Below are 15,575 nucleotides of genomic sequence, written 5' to 3' on the forward strand. Positions count from 1 at the left end.
GCACGCCCGGCACCAGAGCCCGGACGAGAAACCGCCCCGCCGGAGCCGGGGTTCTCGTGGTGGGCGATACTGGGTTCGAACCAGTGACCTCTTCCGTGTCAGGGAAGCGCGCTACCACTGCGCCAATCGCCCGAATCGGAAGCGTCGCTTCCGTTCGAGGTGGGGACGGGATTCGAACCCGCGTACACGGCTTTGCAGGCCGTTGCCTCGCCTCTCGGCCACCCCACCAGTGTTGTCGGAACCACCGTGGTCGGACCGGTCGGCCTGCCGGGGTCCGGCTGGTCCCACCGAGCGGATGACGAGATTCGAACTCGCGACCCTCACCTTGGCAAGGTGATGCGCTACCACTGCGCCACATCCGCATGCCCCTCGCGGGGCGCCAATGACTGTAGCCGATCGGCGATGGCCTCGCGAACCGCGCGACACGCCCCTTCGGGGCGGGAAGGCCCTCCTGGGCGGGTCCGCGGCTGTGGCATCATGGGCAGCCGCGGGCGATTGGCGCAGCTGGTAGCGCGCTTCGTTCACACCGAAGAGGTCGTCGGTTCGAGTCCGGCATCGCCCACCGCGGAAGGCCCTGCTCCCCATGGGAGCAGGGCCTTCGTCATGGCCGTCCGCGCTCTCGCGTCGGACGACACACGATGAGCATCTACGCCCTGACGGCCGCCTCGGGCTCGCCGAGCAGGTAGCCCTCCTCGCCGTGCACCGTCGTGTCGACCCCGGCGACCTCGTCCTCGCTGGTGATGCGGAAGCCGATCGTCTTCTGGATGATCCAGCCGAGTGCTGCGGCCGAGAAGAAGGAGAAGACGGTCACGGTCGCCGCGCCGACGAACTGCTGTCCGAGCGACGCCGGGCCGAAGCCGAAGAAGAGGCCGCGGCCGTTGCCGAACAGACCGATGAACATCGTGCCGATCCAGCCGCCGACGAAGTGGATGCCCACCACGTCGAGCGAGTCGTCGAAGCCGAGGCGCCATTTCAGGTCGACCGCGATGGCGCAGACGCCACCGACGAGCAGACCGAGCACCATGCCCCAGAACGGCGTCAGGATGTTGCAGGCGGGGGTGATGGCGACCAGCCCGGCGACGGCGCCGGAGGCGGCACCGATCGACGTCGCCTTGCCGTCCTTGAGGCGCTCGACGATCAGCCAGCCGAGGGTCGCAGCGGCGGGGGCGGCGAGCGTGTTGATCCACGCGATCGCCGCGACGCCGTCGACGGCCGCTTCGGAGCCGGCGTTGAACCCGAACCAGCCGAACCACAGCAGCGAGGCGCCGAGCAGGGTCAGCGGCACGTTGTGCGGCTTGACCATGCCCTTGGCGAAGCCGACCCGACGGCCGAGCACGATCGCCAGGGCGAGTGCGGCAGCTCCGGCGTTGATGTGCACCGCGGTCCCGCCGGCGAAGTCGTTCACGCCGAAGCCCTGGATCCAGCCGCCGTCGTCGCCGAGGTTGAACACCCACGCCGCGACCGGGAAGTAGACGAACGTCACCCAGATGCCGGCGAAGACCATCCACGCGCCGAACTTCGCGCGATCCGCGATCGCGCCCGAGATCAGCGCGACGGTGATGATGGCGAAGGTCGCCTGGAACCCGGCGAATGCCAGCGCGTTGAGGTCCGGGCCACCGTCGGCGCCGGAGGTGAGCTGCGGGATGAGCGCGAAGCTGGCGAACGGGTTGCCGATCACGTGGTCGATCGCCCAGCCGGAGCCCTGGCTGAAGGCCATGGAGTAGCCGTAGAGCACGAACAGGACCGCGACGAGGGCGATCGCGCCGAAGCTCATCATCATCATGCTGATGACGCTCTTCGCCTTGACCATGCCGCCGTAGAAGAACGCCACACCGGGCGTCATGATCAGGACGAGTGCCGCCGCGACCATGAGCCACAGCGAGTTGATGGTGGTGGTCAGCGCGTCCGTAGTCGCGTCGAACAGAACAGGGGTCATGGAGCCGAGGACCTCTCTAAATCGTGCGGAGGGAGGCTTCCCATGCACCGGCACGGCTGTCGAACCGGCGCGCGGAGCGCGACGCACAGGAATCCGACATGAGTGTGGTGCAGGGAGGTTTCACCCCGGATCGCCCCGTGTTTCGCAGGTGTTACGAATCGGGTGTTCGTGTGAACGCTGTGTTTCGGAGGCCCCTGAGCGGCCTCTCGAGGGCGCTCAGGCGGGTGGACCCATGTGCGTCATCGCGACCAGGCGCGAGATCGCCCGCAGGTACTTCTTGCGGTAGCCGCCCGCGAGCATGTCGTCGCCGAAGACCCGGTCGAGCGGCACGCCACCGGCGACGATCCGGATCTGCGCGTCGTACAGCCGGTCGACGAGTGCGACGAACCGCAGCGCCTCCGTCTGTCCGGGCAGGACCCGCACGTCGAGCAGTCCGGCGGTCTGCAACCCGTCCATCAGCCCCACGTAGCGCGCGGGGTGCACGGAGGCGAGGTGGTCGATGAGCGCACCGAAGTCGTCGACCGTGGTGTCGGGCGATGCGGGCAGCGCCTCGACCGCGTCGTTCCCCGCGGCGACGGCGGACTCGGCGCTGTCGCGACGCCGGTAGTCGAGCCCGCCGATCCGCACCGTCGTGAAGCGGTCGGACAGCCCCTGGATCTCGCGCAGGAAGTCGGCGGCCGCGAACCGGCCCTCGCCGAGCGCGTTCGGCGGCGTGTTCGACGTCGCGCCGATCCGCGTCCCACCGGCCACCAGCTCGCCGAGGAACCGCGACATCAGCATGGTGTCGCCGGGATCGTCGAGCTCGAACTCGTCGATGGCGATCAGCGACGCCCCCGACAGCAGCCGCACCGCCTCCACGTACCCGAGCGCGCCGACCAGGGCCGTGTACTCGATGAAGGTGCCGAAGTACTTCCGGCCGGGGGCCAGGTGCCACAGCGCGGCGAGCAGGTGGGTCTTGCCGACGCCGAACCCGCCGTCGAGGTAGAGACCCGGGCGCTCGGGCGGCTTCGGTCCCCGCTTGAACAGGCCGCCGGGGCGCGGGCCCCAGCCGGCCGCGAACAGCCGCACCGCCTCCACCGCCTCCGCCTGCGACGCGTGGTCGGGATCGGGGCGGTAGTTCTCGAGCCGGGCGTCGACGAACTGCCGCGGCGGCACGAGGGAGGCGGCCATCCTGGCGGGATCGACCTGCGGCACCGTGTCGGCGAGGCGGCGGTGCTGCGTCATCGGCGCCACCGGACGTCACAGAAGCCGGCTCGCGCCACGGGGGTCCACCTTGCGTGCGTATCGTGATTCGTCAGCCGCTGGGACGGCCGTCGCAGCGTACTGCGGGCACCCCGTGCGGCCGATCGACCCACTCGAGGAGGAACCATGGCGGAGCAGGACGACGAGCGGTTCGCGGCATACGCGCACCCGGAGCGCATCGTCTCGACCGACTGGCTCGCCGAGCACCTCGGTGACGAGGGCCTCGTCGTCATCGAGTCCGACGAGGACGTGCTGCTCTACGAGAGCGGCCACATCCCGGGCGCGGTGAAGATCGACTGGCACACCGACCTGAACGACGACGTGACCCGCGACTACATCGACGGCGAGGCGTTCGCGGCGCTCTTCGGCCGGCTGGGCATCGAGCGGGACGCGACGCTCGTCGTCTACGGCGACAAGAGCAACTGGTGGGCCGCGTACGCGCTCTGGGTGTTCACCCTCTTCGGCCACGAGGACGTCCGGCTGCTCGACGGCGGCCGCGCGAAGTGGATCGCGGAGGAGCGCCCGGTCACGCGGGACCGGGTCGAGCGGCCCGCGACCTCCTACCCCGTCGTCGAGCGCGACGACACCGCCGTCCGGGCCTTCCGCGAGGACGTGCAGGGCCACTTCGGGTCGCCGCTGATCGACGTCCGCAGCCCGCTCGAGTACGCCGGCGAGCGCACGACCGCCCCGGAGTACCCGGAGGAGTCGGCGCTGCGCGCCGGTCACATCCCGACGGCGCAGAACGTGCCGTGGGCGAAGGCGGCGGCTGAGAACGGCACCTTCAAGAACAGGGCGGACCTGGAGGCGATCTATCAGGACGGCGCGGGGCTGACACCCGGCGACGACGTCATCGCCTACTGCCGCATCGGCGAGCGATCGAGCCACACGTGGTTCGTGCTCACGCACCTGCTCGGCTACCAGCACGTGCGCAACTACGACGGGTCCTGGACGGAGTGGGGCAGCACGGTCCGCGTCCCGATCGTGAAGGGCGACCAGCCGGGCGAGGTGCCTGCGAGCGCACCCGTCGCGGTATGACGGCGCCCGTCTCGCTCGAGGACATCCGGGAGGAGTTCCTCGCCGTCGAGCCGCGCGAGCGGCTGCTGCTGCTGCTCGAGTACGCGGACGACCTGCCGCCGCTGCCCGCGCGCTTCGGGGACTCCCCCGATCTGCTCGAGCGGGTGCCGGAGTGCCAGGCGCCCGTCTTCGTCAGAGCGGAGGTCGACGGCGGCGTGGTGCACGTGCATGCGACCGCCCCGCCGGAGGCCCCGACGACGAGGGGGTTCGCCTCCGTGCTCGCGCACGGGCTCGACGGGCTGACCCGGGACGAGGCGCTCGCGGTGCCGGACGACTTCCCCGACACCCTCGGTCTCACCGCGGCGGTGTCGCCGCTGCGGCTGCGCGGGATGAGCGGGATGCTGGCGCGGATCAAGCGGCAGCTGCGGGAGGCTTAGGGGGTGCACCGCGTCGACGCCCTCCTCCCCGCGCCGGGCGAGCAGGTCGAGCTCGACCGCGACGCCCTCCGCACCTGGCTCGCCGCGCGCTACGAGCGGCCGGGCGACGCGTGGGTGCGGGTGAACCTGGTGTCCGCGCTCGGCGGCCAGACCACCGGGTCGGACGGCACCTCAGAGGGCCTGACCGGCGGTATCGACCGCCTGCTGCTCGCGGAGCTGCGCCGGTCCGCCGACGTGGTGCTGGTCGGCGCGGGCACCCTGCGCGCGGAGCGGCTCGGCATGCCCCGCTCCGCCGCGCTCGCGGTCGCGACGCGGCGCGGCGACCTCGACGTCGCCGCGCTGCCGGAACCGACCGAGGACGGGCGTCGCGCGCTGGTGCTGTGTCCCGAGCGCGTCGCGGACCCGCTGCGCGAGCGGCTCGGCGACCGCGCGAAGGTCGTCGCCGTCGGGGGCGACCCCAGCGCGGCACCCGCGCTGCTCGTCGACGCCCTCGCGATGGAGGGACTGACGCGCGTCGTCTGCGAGGGCGGCGCCGAGCTGGCCGGGCGGCTCGTGACCTCGGGCGTCGTCGACGAGCTCGACCTCACGACGGCGCCGCTGCTCGCGGGGGGCGGCCCGTCGCTCAGAGCGCTGGGCGGGGTCTGGACTCTCGGCGCGCTGCTGCGCGACGAGACGGATCGGCTGTACTCGCGGTGGCTGGCTCCCCTGCGCTGAGCCGGTCGAGCGCGAACCGGTCGTCCGCGAGCCAGGCTGTCACGGCACCCTCCCAGCGCTCCGGGTCGAGGTTCCAGAGCCGGGTGTGGCGCGCGCCGACGAACGGCACCAGCCGCACGAGGTCGGGCCGCGCTTCGGCGAAGCGGTGCGCGACCTCGGGCGGCGCGACGCCGTCGTCCTCGCTCTGCAGCACGAGCACCGGCACGTCGAGCTCGGCGGGATCCGCGGGATCGCCGAGACGGACGTCGAGCGCATCGGCACCGACCAGGCGACCCCACGGCCCGGTCAGCAGCGACAGCGCGCCGCGGCGGACGGGCTCGGGCACGCCCTTCCCCCTGGAGAGCAGCGCCTGCGCGCCGTCGAGGACCGGTGAGTCGAGCACGAGGCCGGTGATCACCTCGCGCACCCGCGAGCGATGCGCGGTGGCGAGCACGATCGACGCCCCCGACGACCAGCCGACGAGCACCACCTCCGTGGCGCCGCCGTCGAGCGCGTGCAGGATCGCCGACTCGACGTCGACCCATTCCGCGTCCGTGACGGCGTAGCGCGTCGCGTCGCCGTCCGGCGCCTCGCCGTCGCCGCGGTAGGCGGGCAGCAGCACGGTCCGGCCGGCCGCGAGCAGCGCCGGGATCGCCCGCAGCGCCTCCTGCCGCACCGACGAGCGCCCGTGCACGAGCACCGCCCACCGGGTGCCGTCACCACCGGGCACGATCCACGCGGGCACGGCGCCCTGCGTGGTCTGCACCCGCTCCGAGCGGAACGGCACCTCGAACGCCGCCGGCGTCAGGTACATCCAGCCGTTGAAGCGGCCCTCTCGGGCCGAGGCCAGATCGCCGGTGTCGACGCCGATCAGCTCGCGCAGGACCCCGTCGGTGTCGCTGCCGAGCACGGCGCCGACGCGGGCGTGGCCTCGGCCCTCCGCGAACCAGAAGCTGTAGCGACCGGGCAGCAGGGAGTCGGGCGTCGGTGCGAACCGGACGGTGCCGGCGGCGAGGTCGACCGAGCGCACCGCCGTCGCGCGTTGCGGACGCGGCGAGGCCATCCGCCTGGCGGTCCGCGCGGTGAGGGCGCCGGTGACGAGCGCGCCCGCCGCGACCAGGCCTGCGGCCACGACCCCGCGTCCCGGATCGACGCGACCGGCCATCGACCCCTCCGCTCCCCCGGCCTGCCGGGGCCGTCCCACGGATCGTAGAGGTGCGGCGGGTCGCCGCTCGCCCGCTCGGCCGCGCCGACGGGAGTCCAGCGGCCGCGGCCCTAGCATGAACGGGTGCCGGGACCGAGCGGAACGTCGGCGCCGTTCGAGCAGGCGCGCGAGTCGATCGCTGCCGCGCGCGTGCGGGGCGACCTCGTGGTCACCGAGATCCCCTCCCCCACCCAGGTCGCACCGTTCTCCCTCGCGCTCGCCGGCGACGTGCGGCAGCGCATCCACGGCGAGGACTCCGAGCTGGGGACGGGGCGGTTCATCCTCCTGCACGACCCTGCCGGCCAGGAGGCATGGGACGGCGACTTCCGTGTCGTCTGCTTCGCGCAGGCGCCGCTCGAGACCGACATCGGGACCGACCCGTTCCTCGCCGAGGTCACCTGGTCGTGGCTGGTCGACGCGCTCGAGGTGCGCGGCGCCGAGTACACCGCCGCCTCCGGCACGGCCACGACCATCGTGTCGTCCGGCTTCGGCGAGCTGGCCGACCAGGGCACCGGCGCGAAGGTCGAGCTGCGCGCCTCCTGGACGCCAACCGATCTCGACCTCGGCAAGCATGTGGAAGGGTGGAGCGAGTTGCTGTGCATGCTCGCCGGCCTCCCGCCGGCGACAGAGGGAGTGAGCGTGTTGTCCGCACGACGAGCAGGGCGTGACTGACCCCGCCGAAGGGGCCCCGCTCCCGGACGCGAAGCCGGCCCAGCCGGTCGAGGTCGTCGACGATCTCGCCGGCTACCGCGACGCGGTCGAGCGCATCGCCGCGGGGACCGGGCCCATCGCGGTGGACGCCGAGCGCGCGAGCGGCTTCCGGTTCTCGCAGCGCGCCTACCTGATCCAGCTGTACCGCCGCGGATCCGGGACCGTGCTGCTCGACCCGATCGCGTTCGACGACCTCGACGACCTCGCGACCGCGATGAGCGGCGCCGAGTGGGTGCTGCACGCGGCCAGCCAGGACCTGCCATGCCTGCTCGAGGTCGGACTCGTGCCCGAGCGGATCTTCGACACCGAGCTCGGCGCCCGGCTGCTCGGCTTCGAGCGGGTCGGCCTCGGCGCCGTCGTGGAGCGGCTGCTCGGCCTCCACCTCGCGAAGGAGCACTCCGCGGCGGACTGGTCGACCCGGCCGCTGCCGACACCGTGGCTCGTCTACGCCGCCCTCGACGTCGAGCTGCTGCTCGACGTCCGGGATGCGGAGGAGGCGCTGCTGATCGAGACCGGCAAGACCGAGATCGCCGACCAGGAGTTCCGATCGGTGCGCATGAAGGAGGCGAAGCCGGCTCCCGCCGAGCCGTGGCGCAGGCTCTCCGGGCTGCACACCGTCCGCGGCGCCAGGAACCTCGCGGTCGCCCGCGCGCTCTGGCAGGCGCGGGACGCGTACGCGCGGGAGATCGACACCGCGCCCGGCAGGCTGGTGCCCGACGCCTCGCTCGTCTCCGCCGCGCGCACGCCGCCGGCAAGCAAGCGGGAGCTCGCGGCCATGCGGACCTTCAGCGGACGCGCCAGCCGGTCGGAGATCGACCGCTGGTGGGCGGCCGTCGAGGCCGGCCTCGCGACCGACGACCTGCCCGCGACCCGCGTGCAGTCGGACACGCTCCCGCCGCCGCGTTCCTGGGCCGATCGCAACCCGGAGGCGGACCGGCGACTGAAGGCCGTCCGGCCTGCCGTCGCCGCGATCGCGGAGGGCATGTCGCTGCCCGCCGAGAACCTCCTGCCACCCGAGGCGCTCCGCCGGGTGTCCTGGGAGACGCCGCTCGCGATGTCGAAGGACGAGGTCGCCGAACTGCTGTCCGCCCACGGCGCCAGACCCTGGCAGGTCGTCGCGACAGCACAAGCGATCGCCGATGCGCTTGTGGCGGCCGCACAAGAGGTTCCGGATCCGGCTCCTTCGCCCTCGTAGGTCTCCTGCAGCCGATTCGGTGGAGGCTGGAGGTCCGGGAAAGATCCCGGAGGCCCGTTCCGCGGGCCGAACGTGAGGAGCGCACCAGCGTGGTTGAGCGCAGCGAGGTCGTGTTCGTCGACGGGGTCCGGACCCCGTTCGGTCGGGCGGGCGAGAAGGGCATGTACTGGGGGACGCGCGCGGACGACCTCGTCGTGAAGGCGATGGTCGGCCTGCTCGATCGGAACCCGCAGCTCCCGAAGGACCGGGTCGACGACGTGGCGATCGCCGCGACGACGCAGCAGGGCGACCAGGGGCTGACCCTCGGGCGCACGAGTGCGATCCTCGCCGGGCTGCCGCAGACCGTGCCCGGCTACGCGATCGACCGGATGTGCGCCGGGGCGATGACGAGCGTGACGACCGTCGCCGGGGCGATCGCGTTCGGTGCCTACGACGTCGCGATCGCGGGCGGGGTCGAGCACATGGGCCGCCACCCCATGGGCTTCGACGCCGACCCCAACCCGCGCTTCGTCAGCGAGCGGCTCGTCGGCGCCGACGCGCTCGTGATGGGCCGCACGGCCGAGCGCATCCACGACCGCTTCCCGGCGCTCACGAAAGAGCGCTCGGACCGGTTCGCGATGCGCTCGCAGCAGAAGGCGGCCGCGGCGTACGAGTCCGGTGACATCCAGCCGGACCTCGTCTCCGTGGCGACCCGCGGCGCCGACGGCTGGGGGCTCGCCGTCCGCGACGAGCTGATGCGGCCCGAGACCACGATGGAGGGTCTCGCGACGCTCCGCACCCCGTTCCGGCCGCACGGGTACGTCACCGCGGGCAACGCCTCCGGGTTGAACGACGGCGCCACCGCCGCCCTGATCGCCAGCGGCGACACCGCGAAGGAACTGGGGCTGAGCGTGAAGATGAAGCTCGTCAGCTTCGCGTTCGTGGGCGTCGAACCGGAGATCATGGGCATCGGCCCGATCCCGAGCACCGAGAAGGCGCTGCGCAAGGCCGGGCTGAGCATCGACGACATCGGCCTGTTCGAGCTGAACGAGGCGTACGCGGTGCAGGTGATCAGCCTGCTCGACCACTTCGGCATCGACGACGACGACCCGCGCGTGAACCCGTGGGGCGGCGCGATCGCGTTCGGGCACCCGCTCGCCTCCTCCGGAGTCCGGCTGATGATCCAGCTCGCGCGGCAGTTCGAGCAGCACCCGGAGACCCGGTACGGCCTGACCGCGATGTGCGTCGGCCTCGGTCAAGGCGGCAGTGTGATCTGGGAGAACCCGCACTTCGATCGCAAGCTCGCCAAGAAGGCTGCCAAGAAGACGAGCACCGTGGAGGCGGGCAAGTGACCGATCTGCAGGAGGCCCCTACGGACCTCGTCGCGCTCAGCGCGGACGAGGTGGTCACGGAGGCGTTCGCGAAGGACGTCGCGCTGCCGGGCGGCGGCGTGCTCGCGCTGGTCACCCTCGACAACGGCCGCGACCACACCCGGCCGAACACGCTCGGGCCGCGCAGCCTGCTCGCGCTCGAGGCGGTGCTGCTCGCGCAGCAGGCCCGCGCGGCGCGCGGCGAGATCCTCGGGCTCGCGGTCACGGGCAAGCCGTTCATCCTCGCCGCGGGCGCGGACCTCAGCCAGGTCGGGGCCATCCCGGACCGGGCCGCCGCGAAGCAGCTCGCGCAGCTCGGGCACCGGGTGCTGGGCCACCTCGGCGACCTCGGCGTGCCGACGTTCTGCTTCATCAACGGGCTCGCCCTCGGCGGCGGGCTCGAGATCGCGCTGAACGCCGACTACCGCACGGTCGACTCCTCCGCTCCGGCGATCGCGTTCCCCGAGGTGTTCCTCGGCATCGTCCCCGGCTGGGGAGGCTCGACGCTGCTGCCGAACCTGATCGGCATCGAGGCGGCGCTGAAGGTCGTCGTCGAGAACCCACTGAAGCAGAACCGCACGCTGACGGCGCAGCAGGCCCTCGAGCTCGGGATCGCGGACGTGCTGTTCCCCTCCTCCGTGTTCCTCGAACGGTCCGTCGCGTGGGCCGCCGACGTGATCGCCGGGCGCGTGAAGGTCGAGCGGCCGCACGCACCGGGGCGCCTCGAGCGGACGGTGAAGTGGGACGTCGCCATCCGGATCGCCCGCAAGCGCCTCGAGTCGACCATCGGGACCGTTCCGAGGTCGCCGTACGCGGCACTGGACCTCCTCGCCGGTGCGAAGAAGGCGAAGGACCGCGCGGGGGTGCTGGCGGGCTTCGCCGCCGAGGACGAGGTGCTCGCCGACCTGCTCGTGAGCGACCAGGCCGCTGCGTCGCTGTACGCGTTCGACCTGGTCCAGCGCCGCGCGAAGCGGCCGGCCGGGGCGCCCGACGCGTCCCTGGCGAAGCCGGTCACGAAGGTCGGCGTGATCGGAGCCGGGCTGATGGCGAGCCAGTTCGCGCTGCTGTTCGCCCGCCGCCTCACGGTGCCGGTGCTGATCACCGACCTCGACCAGACCCGGGTCGACGCCGGGATCGCGCGCATCCACGCCGAGATCGAGAAGCTCGCCGCGCGCGGCCGGGTGAACCCCGACGAGGCGAACCGCCTGCTCGGGAGCATCTCCGGCACGACCGACCTCGCCGACTACGCGGACTGCGACTGGGTGATCGAGGCGGTGTTCGAGGACCTCGCGGTCAAGCGTCAGGTGTTCGCGCACGTGGAGCCGCACCTCTCCCCCGATGCCGTGCTGGCGACGAACACGTCATCCCTGTCGGTGGACGACATCGGCGCGAACCTCGCCCATCCGGAGCGGCTGGTGGGGTTCCATTTCTTCAACCCGGTCGCGGTGATGCCCCTGGTCGAGGTCGTGAAGGCGTTGCAGACCGACGACGCATCCCTCTCCACCGCCATGGTCGTGGCGAAGAAGCTGCGCAAGAACGCGGTCATCACGAAGGACGCCCCCGGCTTCGTCGTGAACCGGGTGCTCGCGAAGGTGCTGGGCGAGGCGATGCACGCCGTCGACACCGGGACGTCGTTCGAGGTCGTCGACCACGCCCTCGACCCGTTCGGGCTGCCGATGTCTCCGTTCGAGCTGCTCGACCTGGTCGGGCTGCAGGTCGGTGCGCACGTGCTCGACACGCACCACGCCGCGTTCCCGGACCGCTTCTTCGACTCCGCGAACCTGCACGCGCTGGCCGACGCCGGCGTCCTGCTGGAGAAGGACGACACGGGTGGGGTCAAGGGCTTCGACCCGCGCGCGCTCGCGATCGTGAAGAAGTCGTTGCCGAAGCCGACCTCCCCGCAGACGGCGGAAGGGTTCCGCCTCCGCGTCGAGGACGGCCTGGCCGACGAGATCCACCGGATGCTCGAGGACGGCGTGGTCGCCGCACCCGAGGACATCGACCTCTGCCTCATCCTGGGCGCCGGCTACCCCTTCCAGGCGGGCGGCATCACCCCCTACCTCGACCGGGTCGGAGCGAGCGAACGCACCTTCGGGTCGACCTTCCACACCCCCAGGATCGCCGGCCCCGCCCACCGCTGATCGCTGACCGCTCGGGGCCGTGTTCATGCGTCGAGGTCGGCGAGCGCCGCCTCGATCTCGTCGAGCACGCGCTCGATGTCGAAGACGATCCTGCGATAGTCGAAGCGCAGCACGACGTAGCCCATCGCGACGAGCTCCGCGTCCCGGATCCGGTCTCGTTCGGAGTCGTGGAACGCTTCACCGTCTGCTTCGACGATCAGCCGTCCTCGCAGGAGGAAATCCACACGGTGGGCCGGATGGGGTTGCGCCTGCAGCACGATCGGGCCGATACCGCGTCGGATCATGGCGAGTCGGAGCAGCGTCTCGAGGCAGCTCTCCGCGGACGGTTCCGCCTGGTCGATGAGGTGCCGCAGCCGCCTGGGGATCAGCTCGGCGAAGCGGCCGTACTCGGTCGCGTCGAGAATCGGTCGCCCATCTCGAGGCCGATGCAGCGCGGCATCGAGCGCGGCGATGAACCAGGCCTCGGGAACGCATCCCACGAGCAGCAGGAGGGTATCGACGAGGCTGGTCCGTCCCGCTGTCGTCCGGTCGTGCCGACGACTCCAATGCAGCTCGACTCGGGGGTCGTCCTCGACCGTGGCGAGCACCCAGCTGCTGTTGCGGCTGTGCCGCAACCGACCGTCATGCTCGTCGACGAGGACGTGGACGTGTCGGTACGACTCAGGAGGAACGGGGAGTCCCCAGAGCTCGGCGGCGGTGACGCAGGTCGTGACACCGCCCACTCGAACCGCGATCTTCACCTGCCACGGGAGCTCCGGGTCGACGTACCAGCCCGTCCGTGGCCGCTCGAGCACGCCTCGACCGCGCAGGGCTCCAAGCTGACGCCGCGTGATCTCCGCCGCGTCGAAGGCGCCGACGTGCGCGATGCCGTCCTGCTCGCGCAGCACCTCGCGTGCGCGACCGTCCAATGAGATCCATCCCGGTCCAGACATGTGCAGGACTCTGGCTTCCCATGCCGGCACGAAGAGCTCGCGTTCGATCGCCGGAGGCTTCTCGACGCGAATCAGGTCTGGGGAGGAGCCGAATCGGGTGAGTCGTGTTCACGGATCAGGGGATCCGGGGCGCTTCGCGCCACCGGATCCCCTGATCCGTGAACACGACCCGAGGAGGGCGGGTCAGTGGGGGGTTCGGGTTCTGGCCGGCTTGGCGGCGGGCTGCTTCGTGCCGGCCAGCTGGGCCACGATGTCGGCTGCGATGGCCGGCGCGGACAGGCCGCTCTCGGCCAGGATCTCGCCGCGCTCGGCGTGCGGGAGGAACGCGTCCGGCAGGCCGACCTCGTTCAGGGCGGTGTCGACGCCGGCCGCACGCAGATCCTGCCGGAGGCGCGTGCCGACGCCGCCGACCCGGACCCCGTCCTCGATCGTCACGACGAGTCGGTGCGTGGCGGCCAGGTCGATCAGGCTCGGCGCGATCGGCACCGCCCACCTCGGATCCACGACGGTCACGTGGATGCCCTCGTCGGCCAGGAGGCGGGCGACCTCGAGCCCCTGCGCGACCATGACCCCGATCGCGACGATGAGGACGTCCGGCTCATCGCCGCGAGCGAGCACGTCGACGCCGTCGCGGAGCCGCTCGATCGCCGGGATGTCGGCGGGTACCGCGCCCTTCGGCAGGCGCAGCACGGTCGGCGCGTCCTCGACGGCGACCGCCTCCGCCAGCTCCTCGGCCAGCGTCGCGCCGTCGCGCGGCGAGGCGAGCCGCATGCCCGGCACGATCTGCAGCATCGCGAGGTCCCACATCCCGTGGTGGCTGGGCCCGTCCGGCCCGGTAACGCCGGCGCGGTGCAGCACGAACGTGACCCCGGCGCGGTGCAGCGCGACGTCCATCAGCACCTGGTCGAGCGCCCGGTTCAGGAAGGTCGCGTAGACGGCGAAGACGGGGTGCAGGCCGCCGAACGCGAGTCCGGCGGCGGAGGTCACCGCGTGCTGCTCGGCGATGCCGACGTCGATCACCCGGTCGGGGAACCGCTCGGCGAGCGGACCGAGCCCGACGGGCCGCAGCATGGCCGCGGTGATCCCGATGATCCGCTGGTTGCGCTCCGCGAGCCGCAGGAGGTCGCCGCCGAACGCGTCCGCCCAGTCGCGGGCGGGCGCGGCGGCCGCGAGCGGCGCACCGGTCTCGGGGTCGATCACGCCGACGGCGTGGAAGCGGTCCGCCTCGTCGGCGCGGGCGGGCGCGTAGCCGCGCCCCTTCTGCGTGATGACGTGCACCAGCACGGGCAGCTCGTAGTGCTTCGCCTGCCGCAGCGCGTTCTCCAGCGCCGCTTCGTCGTGCCCGTCGACCGGGCCGATGTACTTGATGTCGAGGTTCGAGTACATGCGCTCGTTGTAGGCGAAGCGCGCGAGGAACCCGTGCAACGCGCCCCGGGTACCGCGGTAGATCGCGCGGCCGGGTCGCCCGAGGTTGTCGAACAGCCGCTTCGAGCCCTTCTGCATGTCGCGGTAGCTGCGTCGCGTCCGCACCTCGTTCAGGTATCGCGCCATCCCGCCGATCGTCGGCGCGTACGACCGGCCGTTGTCGTTCACGACGATCACGAGCCTGCGGTTGTTGTCGTCGCTGATGTTGTTCAGCGCCTCCCACGTCATCCCGCCCGTCAGGGCACCGTCGCCCACGACGGCGACGACGTGCCGGTCGTTCTGGCCGGACACCTGGAAGGCGCGGGAGATGCCGTCGGCCCAGGACAGCGAACTGGAGGCGTGCGAGCTCTCGACGATGTCGTGCGTGCTCTCCGCGCGACTCGGATAGCCGGACAGCCCGCCCGTCTTCCTCAGCCGGGAGAAGTCCTGCCGACCGGTCAGCAGCTTGTGCACGTACGTCTGGTGCCCGGTGTCCCACACCAGCGAGTCGTGCGGGGAATGGAACACGCGATGCAGCGCGATCGTCAGCTCGACGACACCGAGGTTCGGACCGAGATGTCCTCCGGTCCGGGACACGGTGTCGATCAGGAACGCCCGGATCTCGTCGGCCAGCCGGGTCAGCTGCTGCTGGTCCAGGCGGTCGAGGTCCCTCGGGCCCCGGATGGTCTCGAGCAGCGTCACCAGCCCACCCTACGGACCCGCACAGACCACCCGCTCAAGCGACGAGCGACCGGAGCACGTACTGCAGGATCCCGCCGTTCCGGTAGTAGTCGGCCTCTCCGGGGGTGTCGATGCGCACCACCGCGTCGAACTCGACCGGTGTCCTGCCCGCCGGCGTGTGCGCCGTCGGGGTCGCGACGACATGGACCGTCTTCGGGGTGGCGCCGTCGTTCAGCACCGTGATGCCCGTGAAGTCGAAGGACTCCGTCCCGTCGAGGCCGAACGTGTCGGCGCTCTCGCCCGCGGGGAACTGCAGGGGCAGCACCCCCATGCCGATCAGGTTCGACCGGTGGATGCGCTCGAAGCTCTCCGCGATCACGACCTTGACGCCGAGCAGCTTCGTGCCCTTCGCCGCCCAGTCGCGGCTCGACCCCGAGCCGTACTCCTTGCCGGCCAGGATCACCAGCGGGATGCCGGCCGCCTGGTAGTGCTCGCTCGCGTCGTAGATGAACGCCTGCGGCCCGTCGGCCTCGGTGAAGTCGCGCGTGTAGCCCCCCTCGACGCCGTCCACGAGCCGGTTCCGCAGCCGGATGTTGGCGAACGTGCCCCGGATCATCACCTCGTGGTTGCCGCGGC

Annotated in this window: 12 protein-coding genes, 4 tRNA genes and 1 pseudogene; 8 read left to right on the plus strand and 9 right to left on the minus strand. The window is 71.9% G+C overall.

The genetic code is table 11. The features are described 5' to 3' along the window. Nucleotides 1-57: 57 nt before the first annotated feature. The 3 genes from ACFE67_RS03695 to ACFE67_RS03705 all read right to left on the minus strand — a co-directional run bounded on the left by ACFE67_RS03695 (nucleotide 58) and on the right by ACFE67_RS03705 (nucleotide 362). Nucleotides 58-132: transfer RNA gene (locus ACFE67_RS03695), tRNA-Val, on the minus strand. 25 nt (nucleotides 133-157) lie between these two features. Next, nucleotides 158-228: transfer RNA gene (locus tag ACFE67_RS03700), tRNA-Cys, on the minus strand. Nucleotides 229-290: 62 nt separating this feature from the next. After that, nucleotides 291-362 (minus strand) — tRNA-Gly (locus tag ACFE67_RS03705). Between the two features lie 127 nt (nucleotides 363-489). On the opposite strand from ACFE67_RS03705, the gene ACFE67_RS03710 reads away from it, so the two are divergent. Then, nucleotides 490-562 (plus strand) — tRNA-Val (locus tag ACFE67_RS03710). Between the two features lie 84 nt (nucleotides 563-646). On the opposite strand, the gene ACFE67_RS03715 is transcribed toward ACFE67_RS03710, so the two are convergent. Continuing rightward, complete coding sequence (locus tag ACFE67_RS03715) at nucleotides 647-1,870, minus strand: ammonium transporter (protein WP_375405540.1); 1,224 nt, start codon at nucleotides 1,868-1,870, stop codon at nucleotides 647-649. A 282-nt stretch (nucleotides 1,871-2,152) separates the two neighbouring features. After that, the gene (gene zapE, locus ACFE67_RS03720) at nucleotides 2,153-3,160 is read right to left on the minus strand and encodes a cell division protein ZapE (RefSeq protein WP_375405527.1); all 1,008 of its coding nucleotides are present in this window, start codon (nucleotides 3,158-3,160) and stop codon (nucleotides 2,153-2,155) included. Between the two features lie 144 nt (nucleotides 3,161-3,304). Here zapE and ACFE67_RS03725 point away from each other — a divergent pair, with 144 nt between their 5' ends. Genes ACFE67_RS03725 through ACFE67_RS03735 form a run of 3 tightly spaced genes read left to right on the plus strand, consistent with a single transcriptional unit; the run spans nucleotide 3,305 to nucleotide 5,343 of the window. Then, complete coding sequence (locus ACFE67_RS03725) at nucleotides 3,305-4,213, plus strand: sulfurtransferase (RefSeq protein WP_375405528.1); 909 nt, start codon at nucleotides 3,305-3,307, stop codon at nucleotides 4,211-4,213. Beyond that, nucleotides 4,210-4,629, plus strand: coding sequence for a SufE family protein (locus ACFE67_RS03730; RefSeq protein WP_375405529.1), 420 nt, complete (start codon nucleotides 4,210-4,212; stop codon nucleotides 4,627-4,629). The genes ACFE67_RS03725 and ACFE67_RS03730 overlap by 4 nt, the downstream gene beginning before the upstream one ends. A 3-nt stretch (nucleotides 4,630-4,632) precedes the next feature. Further along, nucleotides 4,633-5,343: a dihydrofolate reductase family protein gene (locus ACFE67_RS03735; protein WP_375405530.1), complete on the plus strand. Its 711-nt coding sequence runs from the start codon at nucleotides 4,633-4,635 to the stop codon at nucleotides 5,341-5,343. Here ACFE67_RS03735 and ACFE67_RS03740 read toward each other — a convergent pair. Further along, nucleotides 5,252-6,487 (minus strand): alpha/beta hydrolase, encoded by a 1,236-nt coding sequence (locus ACFE67_RS03740; protein ID WP_375405531.1) that lies wholly within the window; start codon nucleotides 6,485-6,487, stop codon nucleotides 5,252-5,254. The two genes, ACFE67_RS03735 and ACFE67_RS03740, sit on opposite strands and share 92 nt — an antisense overlap. Nucleotides 6,488-6,610: 123 nt before the next feature. Between ACFE67_RS03740 and ACFE67_RS03745 the strand changes: the two genes are divergently transcribed. From ACFE67_RS03745 to ACFE67_RS03760, 4 genes are all read left to right on the plus strand, one after another. Continuing rightward, nucleotides 6,611-7,198 carry a DUF3000 domain-containing protein gene (locus ACFE67_RS03745; RefSeq protein WP_375405532.1) on the plus strand — a complete coding sequence of 196 codons (588 nt, stop codon included), beginning with the start codon at nucleotides 6,611-6,613 and terminating at the stop codon, nucleotides 7,196-7,198. Further along, nucleotides 7,191-8,432, plus strand: a complete 1,242-nt coding sequence (locus ACFE67_RS03750; protein ID WP_375405533.1) for an HRDC domain-containing protein — start codon at nucleotides 7,191-7,193, stop codon at nucleotides 8,430-8,432. The genes ACFE67_RS03745 and ACFE67_RS03750 overlap by 8 nt, the downstream gene beginning before the upstream one ends. Before the next feature lie 89 nt (nucleotides 8,433-8,521). Further along, nucleotides 8,522-9,763 carry a thiolase family protein gene (locus ACFE67_RS03755; RefSeq protein ID WP_375405534.1) on the plus strand — a complete coding sequence of 414 codons (1,242 nt, stop codon included), beginning with the start codon at nucleotides 8,522-8,524 and terminating at the stop codon, nucleotides 9,761-9,763. After that, a complete protein-coding gene (locus tag ACFE67_RS03760; RefSeq protein ID WP_375405535.1) occupies nucleotides 9,760-11,922 on the plus strand; it encodes a 3-hydroxyacyl-CoA dehydrogenase NAD-binding domain-containing protein in 2,163 nt (720 codons plus the stop codon). Before ACFE67_RS03755 ends, ACFE67_RS03760 begins: the two co-directional genes overlap by 4 nt. Nucleotides 11,923-11,945: 23 nt before the next feature. Here ACFE67_RS03760 and ACFE67_RS03765 read toward each other — a convergent pair whose 3' ends face one another. The 3 genes and pseudogenes from ACFE67_RS03765 to acnA form a co-directional block, all read right to left on the minus strand. Beyond that, complete coding sequence (locus ACFE67_RS03765) at nucleotides 11,946-12,854, minus strand: endonuclease domain-containing protein (RefSeq protein ID WP_375405536.1); 909 nt, start codon at nucleotides 12,852-12,854, stop codon at nucleotides 11,946-11,948. A gap of 183 nt (nucleotides 12,855-13,037) precedes the next feature. Further along, on the minus strand, nucleotides 13,038-14,960 hold the full coding sequence (gene dxs, locus ACFE67_RS03770) for a 1-deoxy-D-xylulose-5-phosphate synthase (protein ID WP_375405537.1): 1,923 nt from the start codon (nucleotides 14,958-14,960) through the stop codon (nucleotides 13,038-13,040). Between the two features lie 34 nt (nucleotides 14,961-14,994). After that, a pseudogene (gene acnA / locus ACFE67_RS03775) lies at nucleotides 14,995-15,575 on the minus strand (aconitate hydratase); the annotation flags it as partial.

The sequence above is a fragment of the uncultured Amnibacterium sp. genome, from assembly GCF_964244015.1.
Taxonomy (GTDB): Bacteria; Actinomycetota; Actinomycetes; order Actinomycetales; family Microbacteriaceae; genus Amnibacterium.